Genomic DNA, 14,726 nt, shown 5'->3' with positions numbered 1-14,726 from the left:
GAGGGGGACGATCTGTGAGCGCGCTTGATGGCTTCTATTCGACATGGTCAAAAGCCAAGGACACGTTCGGAGTCGGCACGCCTGTCGACGGATCTCAGCACGACGGCAGCTCCCAGCTGCTGCGCATGAAAAGCATGGTCGAATCGGCTGCGCCGGACCACCGGTGGCAAGGGCCCGCCTCGCAGGCCTATGCCGCCGCCAACAAAGAACATGCCGCCGTGTACGAAAAGCTGGCTGAACTCGACAAGAAGCTGGCCGCCGAAGTCACCAACGCCGCGAACGTCGTCACCAGCGGGCGCAATCAACTCGACGCAACGAAGTCCTGGGTCGACAGCGCGGTCGACTCACTGCCCAAATCGCTGAGCTCCCAAGCCCGCGAGAAAAGCCTTATCCCGATCGCGAGGGAAGGCATCACCCAGGTCAACAACACCGTCCAGAACGCCAACAAGGACATGCTCGCCATCGGGCAGAACGTGAACGGGCTCAAGAACGCGTTTGATGAGCTCCAGAATCAGAAGCTCGGGCCGGGCGCTGAGAGCAGCGATCCGAACAAAGGACGCGCCGAGGGAAAATCCTGACGGTCGACTGTCGGGATCCTGTCGAGGGGATGTTCTGTGAGCGCGCTTGATGGCTATCGCGGAATTCTCGGATACCTCGGCCGGCTCGCCGTTGTCCTGACGCTCCTAGTCACTCTCGTCGGCTGTACCTCGGATACCGAGCCCCAACTTCCCGCAAGCACGGACGCCGCCGCCATCGGGGACCGAGTCACGGGCCCGGATGGTCAGGCGTTCCTGTGGGAGATCACCTCTGCGTCGTGGGGTGACGATGGCCGTCGCGCGGCCGAGCTCTTCGCTCGGGTTCCACGGGATGCACAGTCGACCGACCAGGCCTCGGCAACGCGGGCCGGCCAAACCGCGCACGCCATCGCATCGTTCCTGGCTGACGAGCGGGAGAAGATCGCGAGCGCTCCGGCGAATCCTGCACTCTGGCAAGCCTTTGCGCAGGCACTCGTCCCGTACATCGGAGCGATGGTCGGAGATGCCGCTGGTGTAGCAGGTTTTGAACCCCTCGATGACCCAGGCTCGCAGATGCGTCGTACAGCATCTCTGTTCGCGGCGATGACGAAGGATTCCGAAGCGAACCAGACCTTCACCACCACCGTTTCTGAGCGTGCTAACACTTACGAAATCGCGTTCGCGAAAACCGCTGTGGCGGAGCCACCTCTGGCTGACAGGGCGTCCGCCCAAAAAGACCTTCTTCGAGCTGCTCGCCTCCGCAGCCTTGTAGCGACCGGCGCCCACTTGGCAAATCCGAGCTCGGAGAATCCCACACCTTCAGTTGCCCAAACAGGACTCGCGTTTCAAGTTGTCTCACTCACCGCTCGCCCGGATGATCCTCACATCAATGAAGAGTTTTTCAGAGACGGTCGCCTGCTATCTCCAAGTGAAATTGCTGTCGAGGACTGGAGCATCTACGACAGTCAACTGACGGTGTACCTGGCGCCATGGCCCCGCATCAACGACGCGATCCGACAGTTCGGCAGCGCGTACAACGTATTGCGCGTGGCCAGTTATGAGACATGGCTAGCACGATGATCCGACAGTTCGCCATCGCGCTGCTGATCGCCGGCACCCTCGGCGGCTGCGGGATTCTCGGCGGTAGTTCACGTAGCGCTGACGACCGCTTCGCGCGGCCCGACCATCCGCGGGACTCGCCCTCCGGGCACTACACGGCGTCGGTTGACCTGGGTCGGAATCAGAACGGCGTCGACACCTGGGTTGCGGTGATCCGAAACAACACAACGGGCACCGAGGTGTTCCGCGACCCGTACGCCTACAGCACCCGCCACGGAATCGGTATCACCTGGCTGTCCACCAACGACCAATTATGGCTGCTATCAGGCGATGTAGGCACGTCTCACGTTGACCGACAGCCGGATGGGACGTGGGTCAAGGCCAACATCTATCCGGAGACGGCCGGCGACATCCCCGAGGAAATCAATGCACTCATCGAATGACCATCTGAACGGATACTTCGGAACCAAGCGGAAACCACCCTGCTACCCGGGAAGCATCGCCCGCGACGACATCGGCTTCCCCAGGCAGATTGCATCGGGAAGTTAGTCAGGACAACACAATGACGACGCTACTGAGACCAGTCGGTGTGGCCCTCGTTTTCGCAGTCGCGATTTCGCTCGGAGGCTGTCGCAGCGGTGACGAATCCCCGCGGACAGAAACTTCGGCACAGGCCAACGAGATTCGGCATGATCTCGGGCCACTGACCAAACGGTTCCCCAACATTGGCAGCCCGATCTCTGCCACATGGATGAGCGGCACCCTCGGCGCACAATCGGACAGCCGGGTCACGGTGCCGGGGCCCTCGGTCTACTGGATCGAAGCGATCATCGAACTTCAACCGACCACCGCAGACGCGTTGCGGTCGAAATACGCGCCTACGGCAACCGGCGAGGCTCCGAGCCTCAAGGAGAGCCTTCGTACTGAAGTACCTGCTGGCCCGTTTCTCACCAGCAGAGCGCTGGATACCGCACTCAGCAACAACGATTGGCGATCGACTGCTTACCTGCGCAGCGGTTCAAACACGCTCGTAATGCGGTCGGTCGACGACTAGAACGGGCGTGGTGCCAAGCTGGCAAGCATGACTGACGACGTACGTGAAAAGGGTCTGCGGGTCCTTCAAGAGATGGTGCCGCATCTGTCGGAGAAGAACGTCGAACCCGACGGCAGCTTCGGCGATGAGCTGCTGGCGATCGGCGTCGACAATGTCTTCGGCCGGCTGTGGAGCCGCGAGGGCCTGAGCCGGCGTGATCGCAGCCTGGTCACCATGGGCATCCTGATCGCCCTGCGGGCCACCGATGAGTTCGAGTCGCACGTCAGGATCGGCCTCCGGAACGGCCTCACCGAGGACGAGATCGCCGAAGTCATCTACCACGCCAGCGGTTACGCCGGCTTTCCTGCGGCGAATACGGCCCGCAACGTGGCCCGTGAAGCGCTGTCCAAGGACTAGAAGACGCGGCTGCCCTTCGCCGACAGCTCGAAACCGTGGTCGCCCACCACGCACACCGTGCTCACCTCGGTGACGGCGCACGTGCCGGTATTGGGGTAGACGAGCTTGCTGCCCGCGGGAAGCAGCTTGTAGTCGGCCGGATCAACCGTGCGGTCACGCGGCTCTTTGTAGTCCGTGTACTTCTCCATGCCGGCCAGATCCCCGGTAGAGAAAGTCGCCGGATCGAGTGACATGGCCGCGAAGACGCTGACCATGTTGCTCGACGTACCGGGCAGCTCACCCCAGCAGCTGGCTTGCTTCATGGGTGGGTTGGCACGGCCCGTGTAGGTGATCCGGCATCGGTACCCACCCGGGGTGACGAACTGCGCGCCGTTCGTCGTCGGATAGTTGTAGTACGTGTTGTAGTCGTCGATATCCACCGCGGTGTAACTACCCAGATCAGGGATGTGCCCCGGGTCGGCTCCCGCCACCGGAGATGTCAGTGAAACCGCGGCGACGAGAACCGCGCCCACTACGATCCGTGCCATAAACAGGGAGCCTATCGCCGCTTCAACCTGCGGCGGCGCAGCACTTTCGGCCGACTTGGACTTGTGGAGCCACCTAGGAGAATCGAACTCCTGACCTATTCATTACGAGTGAATTGCTCTACCGACTGAGCTAAGGTGGCGCACCCGGCGGACCGGGCGGGACGAGTCTACGGCAGGTCCCCGCCCCAATCCAAAGTCACCCTCGCAACGCCTGCCCGATGGTCGCCACCATGGCATCGACCGCGAACTTCGGCTTGACGTTGATGGCCAGCGCTTCGCGGCATTCCAGCACCGCCTCGATGCAGCGCAGCAGCCGGTCCGGGGGCACGTGGGCGGCCATGGCCTCCACTTTCTCGGCCATGTCCGGGTGGTTGGCCGTCACCGCCGTCGCTCCCGATGACACCAGCAGTGCATCGCGGAAGTAGGTGGCCAGGTCGATCAGGGCGCGGTCCAGCGCATCGCGGGAGGCCCGGGTCTGCCGGGATTTCTGCCGTCGCTCCAGCTCTTTGAGCGCGCCAGCAGTCCCGCGGGTGGTGGCCGCGGTGCCTTTTCCGGTGCCACCGGCGCCCAGGGCGGTTTTGAGCTCCTCGGTCTCGGTCTCGTTGCGTCCGGCGGTCAACGCCAGCGCCTCGGCCTCGGCGACGGCCACCATCTCCTCAGCCGCCGCGAACGCCCGCGCGGGTGTCGCGGCGTCCCGGGCCAGCCCCAACGCCCGCTTGCGGCGCTCTCTGGCCTCGGGATCGGTCGCCAGCCGCCGGGCCCGGCCCACATGCCCGCCGCTGACCGAGGCCGCCCAGCGAGCGTCCTCCTCGGGCAGCCCGTCACCGGAGATCAGCACGTCGGCGATGGCATCCACCGACGGCGTGGTCAGCGCGACGTGGCGGCACCGAGAGCGCAGCGTGATCGCGATGTCCTCGGGATCCACCGACGGCGCGCACAGCAGGAACACCGTCGACGCCGGCGGCTCCTCCACCACCTTGAGCAGCGCGTTGGCGGCGCCTTCCGTAAGCCGGTCGGCATCCTCGATCACCACGACCTGCCAGCGCCCGGTCCCGGGCCGGCGCGACGCGATCTGGACGATCTCGCGCATCTCTTTGACCGCGATGGACAGCCCCTCGGGCACGATCCGCCGCACATCGGCGTGCGTGCCGGCCATCGTCGTCGTACAGGCCCGGCATTCACCACAGCCCGGAGTCCCCTCGGACGTGCACTGCAGGGCGGCCGCGAAGCACAGCGCCGCCACCGAACGCCCTGATCCGGGCGGGCCGGTGATCAGCCATGCATGTGTCATCGTCCCGACGGTGGTGCCACTGTGTGGCGAATCACCCCGGGCCGCCGACGCAGCCGCCACCAGCTCCTGTTCCACCGCCTGCTGGCCCACCAGCCGCGAAAAGACCCCGCTCATCGTCCCCAACAGTAGTGGTCAAGCCGACACAACCACGTCACAGCAGGCGCTGAACGTCCCTGCGGCCCGATACGGTGAACGGGTGACCACGGAGCCCATACCCATCGCGCGAATCGGTGCATTCGCGCGATGGGTGGCGCGTACCCCGTGGCCGGTGTTCACACTGGGCATGTTGCAGGCCGACATCATCGGCGCGCTGTTCGTGCTCGGCTTCCTGCGCTTCGGCCTGCCGCCGGAGGACCGCATCCAGCTCCAGGACCTCCCGGTGGTGAACCTGGCGATCTTCCTGGGCTACCTGTTCGTGTCGTTCACCATCGGCGCCTACCTGGCCCTACGCCTGCTGATCCCGGTGATCCGGTGGCAGCGCCGCGACACCCTGCTGTCCAAGTCCGACCCGGCCATCACCGAGCTGGCCCGCGTGCGGGCGCTGAAGATGCCCTTCTACCGCACCCTGATCAGCGTCACGAACTGGTTCCTGGGCTCGATCGTGTTCATCGTGGCCAGCTGGCCGGTGGCCAGCAAGTCGGCTCCGGTGGTTCTGGTCGCCACCGCCCTGGGTGCGACGGCCACCGCGATCATCGGGTACCTGCAGTCCGAGCGCGTGCTGCGGCCGGTCGCGGTGGCCGCGCTGCGCGGCGGGGTTCCGGAGAACTTCCGCGCCCCCGGGGTGATCCTGCGCCAGGTGCTCACCTGGGTGCTCTCGACGGGCGTGCCGCTCCTGGCCATCGTGCTGGCCCTGGTGGCGAGCAAGTTCTCGATCCTGACCGCATCCGCCGACCGGTTGACCACGCCGTTGTTGCTGCTGGCCATCGCCGCGCTGGTGATCGGGCTGTCCAGCACCGTGCTGGTGGCGATGTCGATCGCCGATCCGCTGCGCCAGCTGCGCTGGGCGCTGGGCGAGGTGCAGCGCGGCAACTACAACGCGCACATGCAGATCTACGACGCCAGCGAGCTCGGCCTGCTGCAGGCCGGCTTCAACGACATGGTGCGCGAGCTGGCCGAGCGGCAACGGTTGCGCGACCTGTTCGGCCGGTACGTGGGTGAGGACGTGGCCCGTCGCGCCCTGGAGCGCGGCACCGAGCTCGGCGGCCAGGAACGCGACGTCGCCGTGCTGTTCGTGGATCTGGTGGGTTCGACGCATCTGGCGTCGACCATCCCGGCCGGCGACGTGGTGAACCTGCTCAACGAGTTCTTCCGGGTCATCGTCGACACCGTCAACCGTCACGGCGGGTTCGTCAACAAGTTCCAGGGTGACGCCGCGCTGGCCATCTTCGGCGCCCCCATCGAGCATCCCGACGCCTCCGGTGGCGCGCTGGCGGCATCCCGCGAACTGCACGACGAGCTGCTCAGCGTGCTGGGCAGCGACACCGAGTTCGGTATCGGAGTCTCGGCCGGACGCGCGATCGCCGGCCACATCGGCGCTCAGGCCCGCTTCGAATACACCGTGATCGGCGACCCGGTGAACGAGGCGGCCCGCCTCACCGAGCTCGCCAAGCTGGAGGAAGGCCACGTGCTGGCCTCGGCGATCGCGGTCAGCGGCGCACTCGATGCCGAGGCTTTGAGCTGGGACGTCGGCGAGATCGTGGAACTGCGCGGCCGCACGGTGCCCACCCAGCTGGCCCGCCCGATGAACCTGGTGCTGCCCCGCGACCTCGAACGCGCGGCCGAGAGCGACGTCTCCAGCTAGAAGGCTCAGGCCTTCTTGGCAGCGGCCTTCTTCGCCGGGGCCTTCTTGGCCGGCGCCTTCTTCGCAACCTTCTTGGCGGCCTTCTTCACCGGTCCACGGGCCCGGCGATCGGCCAACAGTTCCGAGGCCCGCTCGTCGGTGATCGACTGCACGTCATCGCCCTTGCGCAGGCTGGCGTTGGTCTCACCGTCGGTGACGTACGGACCGAACCGGCCATCCTTGATCACCATCGGCTTGCCCGACGCCGGGTCGGTGCCCAGCTCACGCAGAGGCGGGGCGGCAGCGGCCTGGCGGCCACGGCGTTTCGGCTCGGCGTAGATCTTCAGCGCCTCGTCGAGGGTGATGGTGAACATCTGTTCCTCGGTGGCCAGCGAGCGAGAGTCGGTGCCGCGCTTCAGGTATGGGCCATAGCGGCCGTTCTGCGCGGTGATCTCCTCGTTGTTCGACGGGTCGACGCCGACCACACGCGGCAACGACAGCAGCTTGAGCGCGTCGTCGAGCGTCACCGTCTCCAGATCCATTGACCGCAACAGCGATCCGGTGCGCGGCTTGGGCCCGGTCGGCTTCTTGCCCTTCTTGGCCGTCGCGCCCGCATCCGGGTCCTCGGGGGGTTCCGGGAGGATCTCGGTGACATAGGGACCGAATCGTCCGTCCTTGGCGACGATTTCGTGTCCGGACACGGGGTCGACACCCAGCACCCGGCCCTCTTGCGGTGTGGCGAAAGCCTTTTCGGCCAACTCCAGGGTCAGCTCATCCGGAGTCAGCTCGTCCTTGAGGTTGGCGCGCTGCGGCTTGAGCTCGCCCGGGTTGTCCGGATCGGCGATCATCCGCTCCAGGTACGGCCCGTTACGGCCGACCCGGACCACCACCGCGCGGCCTTCCTCATCGTCAAAGAGCTTGATGGAGTTGACTTCTCGCGCGTCGATGCCTTCGAGGTTGCCGCCGACGAGGTGCTTGAGCCCACCGGCCCGGGCGATCGAACCCTCGACGCCGTGGTCGCCGCCGAAGTAGAAGTTCGACAGCCAGTTGGTGCGTTGCTCCTGGCCGTTGGCGATCTCGTCGAGCTCGTCCTCCATGGCCGCGGTGAAGTCGTAATCCACCAGCCGGCCGAAGTGCTGCTCCAACAGGCCCACGACCGCGAAGGCAACCCAGGACGGCACCAGCGCGCTGCCCTTCTTCTGCACGTAGCCGCGGTCCTGGATGGTCTTGATGATCGAGCTGTACGTCGACGGACGGCCGATGCCCAGCTCTTCGAGGGCCTTGATCAGCGAGGCCTCGGTGTAGCGCGCCGGCGGGCTGGTCTGGTGGCCGTCGGCGGTCAGATCGGCGGCGTCGACGCGCTGCCCCTGAGTGAGGTTCGGCAGGCGGCTCTCGGCATCGTCGGACTCACCGCCGGCCAGCTCGTCGATGCTCTCGACGTAGGCCTTGAGGAAGCCCGGGAAGGTGATGGTGCGACCGGAGGCGTTGAAGACGACCTGCTCGCCACCCGCCGCGGCGCCGGCGATGCGCAGTGACAGCGTCGTACCGCGCGCGTCGGCCATCTGCGAGGCCACGGTGCGCTGCCAGATCAGCTCGTAGAGCCGGAACTCGTCGGTATCGAGCTGCGCGTGCAGCTGGCCCGGGGTCTGGAACACGTCACCGGCGGGGCGGATCGCCTCGTGCGCCTCTTGGGCGTTCTTGACCTTGCGGGTGTACTGCCGCGGCGTCGGGTGCACGTACTCCGAGCCGTACAGCTGGCCCGCCTGGTTACGCGCGGCGTTGATGGCCGACTCCGACAGCGTCGTCGAGTCGGTACGCATGTAGGTGATGTAGCCGTTCTCGTACAGCCGCTGCGCGATGCTCATGGTGCGCTCCGAGGAGAACCGCAGCTTGCGGGCGGCCTCCTGCTGCAGCGTCGACGTCATGAACGGTGCGTACGGCTTGCGCGTGTACGGCTTCTGCTCGACGGAGCTGACGGCCAACTGGGCGCCACGCAGTCCGGCGGCCAGGGCCCCGGCACTGGCCTCGTCGAGCACGAGCACCTCGTCGGGCTTCTTCAGCTGGCCCAGTGAGTCGAAATCACGACCGGCGGCGACGCGACGGCCGTCGACGGTGTTGAGCTTGGCGGTGAACTTGGGCGGGGTGGCCTGCGGGTCGGAGACGCTCGCGTCCAGTTCGGCGCTGACGTCCCAGTAGCCTGCGCTGCGGAACGCCATGCGCTCCCGCTCGCGCTGCACGATGATGCGCGTGGCCACCGACTGCACCCGGCCTGCCGAGAGCTTCGGTGCGACCTTCTTCCACAGCACGGGCGACACTTCGTAGCCGTAGAGCCGGTCGAGGATGCGGCGGGTTTCCTGCGCGTCGACCAGCGCGATGTCCAGGTCACGCGGATTCTCCGCGGCGGCGCGGATCGCGGGTTCGGTGATCTCGTGGAACACCATCCGCCGGACCGGCACCTTGGGCTTCAGCGTTTCCAGCAGATGCCAGGCGATCGCCTCACCCTCGCGGTCACCGTCCGTCGCGAGGTAGAGCTCGTCAACGCCCTTGAGCAGGTCCTTCAGCTCGGTGACGGTGCTCTTCTTCTCCGGGCTGACGATGTACAGCGGTTCGAAGTTGTCGTCGACATTGACCCCGAGGCGCGCCCACGGTTCGGATTTGTACTTTGCCGGCACGTCAGCGGCATTGCGCGGCAGGTCACGGATGTGCCCGCGGGAGGATTCGACCACATAATTGGAGCCTAGGTAGCCAGCGATCTTGCGCGCTTTTGTCGGCGACTCCACAATCACGAGTCGCCGGACAGGTCCCTTGCTACCGCTGCCGCTATCGCCAGCCAACTGTGCCTACGCTCCACTTCTATAGTTGCCGCGCCACGCCCGGCAACTGACAATTTCGCATTACGCGCGAGCCTACGCAAACCGGCTCTCCGTGTGTCCACCATTAAATACGTGGCCAGTGCGCCAACGCCGCGCCCTCCCCGGGTGGTTCCCCGACGTTCTCGACCAGGCGTGATAGCCGTCGCCGCCCGCTGATCCGCAGGGCCGGATGTGAGCCTCTCGTCCCGATCAATGTCGGGGCGATCCCCACCCGCATCATGGCCGCGGCCAGCGCCGCGTGGGTATCGGGCGCATGCGGGTCCAGCCCGAGCAGATAACGGTCGTCAGCCTCAGGCGTGCCCGCCGCCAACGTCCAGGCCCGCAACTCGCGGGCACCGGGCAGCCATCCGGCCGGCACCGTCTTGACCGCGCCCCTGGTCCACTCCCGGGCGATCAGCATCAGCTGCGGGTCCAGCGCGGTGCGCACCAGCGGGTTGTTCTCGTCGGTCCTGGAGATCTCCGAGACGAGCCCGGCCTCACTCATCATCTCGGCCAGGCCCTGGGCGCGCCACAGCTCGTCGACGACCACCGAGATCCGGGCCGCCTGCTGGCCGCCGTGACTCGCCAGCACAACCTGCCCCGGCCCGGCGAGAACCCCGGTCAGGTCGGCCACCGCGGGCGGCACCGACTCAGCCGAGAAGAAGGACAGCTGGCTCACAAATCGACACTAGGCCAGCGCGGGCCGCAAAAACGAGAACACCCCCGCGGTGTCCGGTACGGACTCACACGGGGGTGTCTCGTTGGGTTTGTGGCTCAGATGGCCCGAACACCCGTGGCCTGCGGCCCCTTGGGGCTCTGGCCGACCTCGAACTCAACCTTCTGGTTCTCCTCCAGGGTGCGGAATCCGCTGCCCTGGATTTCCGTGTAGTGGACAAACACGTCAGCAGAGCCGTCCTCGGGAGCAATGAAGCCGAAGCCCTTCTCCGCGTTGAACCACTTCACAGTTCCCTGTGGCATCTTTTGTTCTTTCCTTCTCTTTCAACCGGGTGCGGTCCACCTACTTCCGGTGCACCGGGCCCGTTCCGACCGCCATACCTTCGTGGAGTCGCCCGGAACTTAGACCCGACCTACAACCCTCGCAGGAACCGCGATCGCAACGACGATCCTGCGAGTGCGAGTACAAACACAGAAGCTGCGACCGTGATCAGTCAATCATGTTGAGGGCCGCTGCAACAGTCTCGGGATACGGCGCGTGGTGAACAATTCGTTTACAAATCCGGGCCGATGTCGGCGGGGTAGATGGTAGGAGGATCAGGAGTGCTGGATCAGGGGTCGGATTTCGGCCGTGAGCTGCTGGCTTGCGCTGTCGACGGCACCCCGTCCGGCGAAGATCCGCTACGCCATGTTGCGGATATCCCGCCACGACACGGCAAACCGCAGCAGTGGCCAGAATGGGCTCATCCGGAGGTCGTGCAGGCGCTGACCGACCGCGGGATCTCCGCACCGTGGTCGCATCAACTCGCCGCCGCCGAGTTGGCCCACGACGGACGTCACGTGGTCGTGTCCACCGGAACCGCGTCGGGCAAGTCTCTGGCCTACCAACTACCGATCCTGTCGGCGTTGGCCGAAGACCGGCAGGCGCGGGTGCTCTACCTATCACCGACGAAGGCGCTCGGTCATGACCAGCTGCGTACCGCGCAGCATCTGACCGAGACCGTGACCGCACTGCGCGATGTCGCGCCGGCTCCGTACGACGGCGACAGCGCGACCGAGGTGCGCCGGTTCGCCCGGGAGCGATCACGCTGGATCTTCTCGAACCCCGACATGATCCACCTGTCGCTGCTGCGCAACCACGCCCGCTGGGCGGTGTTCCTGCGCCACCTCAAGTTCATCGTCGTCGACGAATGCCATTACTACCGTGGCATTTTCGGCTCCAACGTGGCCATGGTGCTGCGCCGGCTCCTGCGGCTGTGCGAACGCTACTCCCCTGACAGTTCCGGGCCGACGGTGATTTTCGCGAGCGCCACCACGGCGTCACCGGCCGAGACCGCCGCCGAATTGATCGGGCAGACCGTCGCCGAGGTGACCGAGGACGGTTCCCCGCAGGGCGCTCGCACGATCGCGCTGTGGGAGCCGGCTCTGCTGGACGATCTCACCGGCGAGAACGGCGCGCCGGTGCGACGTTCGGCGGGCGCCGAGGCCGCCCGAGTGATGGCCGATCTGATGACCGAGGGCGCGCGGACCCTGACATTCGTCCGGTCCCGCCGCGGCGCCGAGCTCACCGCACTGGGAACCCGGGCCCGGTTGGAGGACACCGCACCCGAGCTGGCCGATCTGGTGGCGTCCTACCGCGCCGGCTATCTCGCCGAGGACCGCCGCGAGCTGGAACGCGCGCTGACCGACGGGCGGCTGCGTGGGCTGGCCACCACCAATGCGCTGGAACTGGGCATCGACATCGCGGGGCTGGATGCGGTGGTGCTGGCCGGATTTCCCGGCACCGTCACTTCGTTCTGGCAGCAGGCCGGCCGGTCCGGCCGGCGTGGGCAGGGCGCGTTGATCGTGTTGATCGCCCGCGATGACCCCCTGGACACCTATCTCGTTCATCATCCCGCGGCGCTGTTGGACAAGCCGATCGAGCGGGTGGTGATCGACCCGACGAATCCGCACGTGCTGGGCCCGCAATTGCTCTGCGCCGCAGCCGAGCTGCCGCTGACGGCGGCCGAGGTCCGGCTGTGGAACGCCGAGGCGGTGGCCGGAACGCTGGTCGACGACGGGTTGTTGCGCAAGCGTCCGGGCGGCTACTTCCCCGCGCCCGGGGTGGATCCGCACCCGGCCGTGGACATCCGCGGCTCCAGCGGCGGCCAGATCGCGATCCTGGAAGCCGATACCGGCCGGATGCTGGGCAGCACCGGCGCCGGCCGGGCAGCAGCCTCGCTGCATCCCGGCGCGGTATACCTGCACCAGGGCGAGACATACCTGGTCGACTCGCTGTCTTTCGAGGACGGTGTGGCGTTCGTGTACGCCACCGATCCCGGCTACAGCACCTTCGCCAGGGAACTCACCGACATATCGGTCACCGGGCCCGGCGAACGCAGGACGTTCGGGCCGGTCACGGTCGGCCTGGTTCCGGTGTCGGTGACCAACACCGTGGTCGGCTACCTGCGCCGCCGCATCGACGGCGAGGTCATCGATTTCGTGGAACTGGACATGCCACCCAGCACGCTGGACACCATGGCGGTGATGTGCGCCATCACCCCGGAAGCACTGCAGGACAGCGGTATTGACCCGCTCGCCGTCCCGGGGAGCCTGCACGCCGCCGAACACGCGTCGATAGGTCTGTTGCCGCTGGTGGCCAGCTGCGACCGGGGCGACATCGGCGGGGTCTCGACGGCCGTCGGGCCGGTGGACGGTTTGCCGTCGATCTTCGTGTACGACGGCTATCCGGGCGGTGCCGGCTTCGCCGACCGCGGATTCCGCAATCTGAGTACATGGTGGGGCGCGACGGCCGACGCGATCGAAGCTTGTGAGTGCCCGCAGGGTTGCCCCTCGTGCGTGCAGTCACCGAAGTGCGGTAACGGCAACGACCCGCTGGACAAGACGGGCGCGGTGAAAGTGCTCCGCCTGGTGCTCGGCGCGCTGAGTACGTCCTCAGCGTGATCCCCCGACCGCGTTGACGACCGACCCCTCGACGGCCGACTACGCGGATCGACAACTACGTGGCTGCATTCGGCCACGCCGAACACACAGACGTTGCGACGAACGGTCGGACAACGCGATCCGTTCCCAATCCCGGAGGCCGGGCGCAGTGGCAAATTACGTGACCTCACTCATGTTTGCAACCCGACAGGCGCTAGTTTCGGAAACTGCGACCGTAATCCGCAGTTTTCAGGTGCGGATTCCGTCGTTGTCGGGTGTGCAGACAGCTACGGTCCCGCCGGTAAAATGCCGCGCATGACCCACGACTGGCTGCTCGTGGAGACACTGGGTAGCGAGCCTGTTGTGGTCGCACGAGGTCTGCAGACAAAGAACCTCGTCCCGATCAGTGTGTTTCTGCGCCGGAATCCGCACCTGATGGCAATTCAGAGCGCCATCAGGGAAACCGTGCAGGCCGGCCAGGGCCTCAGCAGCATCACACCCAAGAACGACCGCGTAATCCGCACTGAGGTGGTGCGGATGTCAGACGGACACATCCACGGGGTGCACGTCTGGATCGGGCCGACCGATGCCGAGCCGCCGCCGCGGCCCGTTCCGGGCCCGCTGGTCTGGGACCTGACAACCGGCGTGGCTACCGACACTGCCGAATCCCTGCTCAACGGCGGTAAGAACCCGGAGATCGAAGCCACCCATGGCCGAATGTTCGCCGATGACCTGCCGGCCAGGGACCTCAACGGCAGTGAGGCCAAGGTGTTGGCCATGACGATCAAACCCGTGGTGGGCCACACTATGTGCGCCACCTGGGATCTCACCGACCACCGCGGGGAGCCCATCACCGCGGGATTCGTGGCCCGGGTAATGCTGGAACCCCACGATGACGGCTCCGAGCGGCTGATCTGCCGGGCGATGAACTGGCGCAGCGAGCGTGAGAAAGCGGTGGCGCGCCCCGACAATCTGGCCCAACGCATCCTCAACGGGCTGGCCCGGCCCGGTGTGCACCGGGCGCTGGTCGGCCTCGACGACTGGAAGCTTCTGAAATGGCTCGACGATCCCGCACCGTTCTTCGACTGGCGTAACCACGACGGCGGGCAGGCCCGCATCCACCCTGCCGACGCCCGGCACATGGCTCGGATGACGTCGGATTTCACCGACGGCGCCGCCGCTGCCGTGCTGCGGATGCGTGCCGAGGACGGTGGCTGGCTGCCGGTGCACATGACGATCAACCGGATCGAACTCGACGAGGACACCTTCGCGGGCCTGATCTCCCTTCGACTGCCGACCGATGACGAGGTGGCCGCGGCAGACCTCGACCAGCTCGACTAACCGGCTGCGTCCACCGGACCCGCGCGAGCAGCCGCCCGAGCCGGGCCGACGCCCCAGCGACCGAGGCGGACCGGCACCGAGACCTCGAGCACGACATCGAGCCCGTCGATCCGGCAGGACCCGACGATCGATCTCATCCGGGCCGCGATCTGGTTGGCCTGTCGGCACGCCGCATCCGGGCCGGACACCACGGCGCCGGCAGCGCCCACGGCGGCCAGGTCCGCTGCGGCCTGCGCCCGGTGCCGGGCCGTCACGGCCGCACCGAGGTAGGCGCCGCCCGCAGCGAACGCGATCAGCATCGCGATCATGGCCGC

At 66.6% G+C, this 14,726-nt stretch carries 14 protein-coding genes and 1 tRNA gene; 8 read left to right on the top strand and 7 right to left on the bottom strand.

Going from position 1 to position 14,726, the window contains the following annotated elements:
* The first annotated feature begins 14 nt into the window (after positions 1–14).
* The 5 genes from ACZYZ7_RS17100 to ACZYZ7_RS17080 all read left to right on the top strand — a co-directional run bounded on the left by ACZYZ7_RS17100 (position 15) and on the right by ACZYZ7_RS17080 (position 3,024).
* Positions 15–578, top strand: a complete 564-nt coding sequence (locus ACZYZ7_RS17100) for an EspA/EspE family type VII secretion system effector (RefSeq protein ID WP_463741384.1) — start codon at positions 15–17, stop codon at positions 576–578.
* Between the two features lie 36 nt (positions 579–614).
* Positions 615–1,595 carry a hypothetical protein gene (locus ACZYZ7_RS17095; RefSeq protein ID WP_463741383.1) on the top strand — a complete coding sequence of 327 codons (981 nt, stop codon included), beginning with the start codon at positions 615–617 and terminating at the stop codon, positions 1,593–1,595.
* Complete coding sequence (locus ACZYZ7_RS17090; protein WP_463741382.1) at positions 1,592–2,017, top strand: hypothetical protein; 426 nt, start codon at positions 1,592–1,594, stop codon at positions 2,015–2,017. Before ACZYZ7_RS17095 ends, ACZYZ7_RS17090 begins: the two co-directional genes overlap by 4 nt.
* Before the next feature lie 119 nt (positions 2,018–2,136).
* Complete coding sequence (locus ACZYZ7_RS17085) at positions 2,137–2,628, top strand: hypothetical protein (protein ID WP_463741381.1); 492 nt, start codon at positions 2,137–2,139, stop codon at positions 2,626–2,628.
* A gap of 27 nt (positions 2,629–2,655) precedes the next feature.
* Positions 2,656–3,024 carry a carboxymuconolactone decarboxylase family protein gene (locus tag ACZYZ7_RS17080; protein ID WP_135459058.1) on the top strand — a complete coding sequence of 123 codons (369 nt, stop codon included), beginning with the start codon at positions 2,656–2,658 and terminating at the stop codon, positions 3,022–3,024.
* Here the strand turns inward: ACZYZ7_RS17080 and ACZYZ7_RS17075 are convergent.
* The 3 genes from ACZYZ7_RS17075 to ACZYZ7_RS17065 all read right to left on the bottom strand — a co-directional run bounded on the left by ACZYZ7_RS17075 (position 3,021) and on the right by ACZYZ7_RS17065 (position 4,956).
* Positions 3,021–3,551 carry a hypothetical protein gene (locus ACZYZ7_RS17075; protein ID WP_463741380.1) on the bottom strand — a complete coding sequence of 177 codons (531 nt, stop codon included), beginning with the start codon at positions 3,549–3,551 and terminating at the stop codon, positions 3,021–3,023. The two genes, ACZYZ7_RS17080 and ACZYZ7_RS17075, sit on opposite strands and share 4 nt — an antisense overlap.
* 64 nt (positions 3,552–3,615) lie before the next feature.
* A tRNA-Thr gene (locus tag ACZYZ7_RS17070) sits at positions 3,616–3,691 on the bottom strand.
* Positions 3,692–3,747: 56 nt separating this feature from the next.
* Positions 3,748–4,956 (bottom strand): DNA polymerase III subunit delta', encoded by a 1,209-nt coding sequence (locus tag ACZYZ7_RS17065; protein WP_135459062.1) that lies wholly within the window; start codon positions 4,954–4,956, stop codon positions 3,748–3,750.
* Between the two features lie 49 nt (positions 4,957–5,005).
* Here ACZYZ7_RS17065 and ACZYZ7_RS17060 point away from each other — a divergent pair, with 49 nt between their 5' ends.
* On the top strand, positions 5,006–6,643 hold the full coding sequence (locus ACZYZ7_RS17060; RefSeq protein WP_210115710.1) for an adenylate/guanylate cyclase domain-containing protein: 1,638 nt from the start codon (positions 5,006–5,008) through the stop codon (positions 6,641–6,643).
* A 5-nt stretch (positions 6,644–6,648) separates the two neighbouring features.
* Here ACZYZ7_RS17060 and topA read toward each other — a convergent pair whose 3' ends face one another.
* From topA to ACZYZ7_RS17045, 3 genes are all read right to left on the bottom strand, one after another.
* A complete protein-coding gene (gene topA, locus ACZYZ7_RS17055; protein WP_450072376.1) occupies positions 6,649–9,456 on the bottom strand; it encodes a type I DNA topoisomerase in 2,808 nt (935 codons plus the stop codon).
* A 103-nt stretch (positions 9,457–9,559) separates the two neighbouring features.
* Complete coding sequence (locus ACZYZ7_RS17050; protein WP_450072375.1) at positions 9,560–10,153, bottom strand: hypothetical protein; 594 nt, start codon at positions 10,151–10,153, stop codon at positions 9,560–9,562.
* 95 nt (positions 10,154–10,248) lie between these two features.
* Positions 10,249–10,452 (bottom strand): cold-shock protein, encoded by a 204-nt coding sequence (locus ACZYZ7_RS17045; RefSeq protein WP_003882601.1) that lies wholly within the window; start codon positions 10,450–10,452, stop codon positions 10,249–10,251.
* A gap of 303 nt (positions 10,453–10,755) precedes the next feature.
* Between ACZYZ7_RS17045 and ACZYZ7_RS17040 the strand changes: the two genes are divergently transcribed.
* Positions 10,756–13,092 carry a DEAD/DEAH box helicase gene (locus tag ACZYZ7_RS17040; RefSeq protein WP_450072445.1) on the top strand — a complete coding sequence of 779 codons (2,337 nt, stop codon included), beginning with the start codon at positions 10,756–10,758 and terminating at the stop codon, positions 13,090–13,092.
* A gap of 294 nt (positions 13,093–13,386) precedes the next feature.
* Positions 13,387–14,412: a PAS domain-containing protein gene (locus tag ACZYZ7_RS17035; RefSeq protein ID WP_450072374.1), complete on the top strand. Its 1,026-nt coding sequence runs from the start codon at positions 13,387–13,389 to the stop codon at positions 14,410–14,412.
* On the opposite strand, the gene ACZYZ7_RS17030 is transcribed toward ACZYZ7_RS17035, so the two are convergent.
* Complete coding sequence (locus ACZYZ7_RS17030) at positions 14,409–14,720, bottom strand: Rv3654c family TadE-like protein (RefSeq protein ID WP_450072373.1); 312 nt, start codon at positions 14,718–14,720, stop codon at positions 14,409–14,411. The genes ACZYZ7_RS17035 and ACZYZ7_RS17030 overlap by 4 nt on opposite strands.
* Positions 14,721–14,726 lie beyond the last annotated feature (6 nt).

Source organism: Mycobacterium sp. IDUB_17, assembly GCF_055419465.1.
This window is presented reverse-complemented; position numbering and strand designations above follow the sequence as displayed.

Excerpts from the sequence above, each read along its gene's own strand:
- ACZYZ7_RS17090 (WP_463741382.1), top strand. The coding sequence starts at position 1,592 with ATGATCCGACAGTTCGCCATCGCGCTGCTGATCGCCGGCACCCTCGGC.
- ACZYZ7_RS17085 (WP_463741381.1), top strand. The coding sequence starts at position 2,137 with ATGACGACGCTACTGAGACCAGTCGGTGTGGCCCTCGTTTTCGCAGTC.
- ACZYZ7_RS17080 (WP_135459058.1), top strand. The coding sequence starts at position 2,656 with ATGACTGACGACGTACGTGAAAAGGGTCTGCGGGTCCTTCAAGAGATG.
- ACZYZ7_RS17075 (WP_463741380.1), bottom strand. The coding sequence starts at position 3,551 with ATGGCACGGATCGTAGTGGGCGCGGTTCTCGTCGCCGCGGTTTCACTG.
- ACZYZ7_RS17065 (WP_135459062.1), bottom strand. The coding sequence starts at position 4,956 with ATGAGCGGGGTCTTTTCGCGGCTGGTGGGCCAGCAGGCGGTGGAACAG.
- ACZYZ7_RS17045 (WP_003882601.1), bottom strand. The coding sequence starts at position 10,452 with ATGCCACAGGGAACTGTGAAGTGGTTCAACGCGGAGAAGGGCTTCGGC.
- ACZYZ7_RS17035 (WP_450072374.1), top strand. The coding sequence starts at position 13,387 with ATGACCCACGACTGGCTGCTCGTGGAGACACTGGGTAGCGAGCCTGTT.
- ACZYZ7_RS17030 (WP_450072373.1), bottom strand. The coding sequence starts at position 14,720 with ATGATCGCGATGCTGATCGCGTTCGCTGCGGGCGGCGCCTACCTCGGT.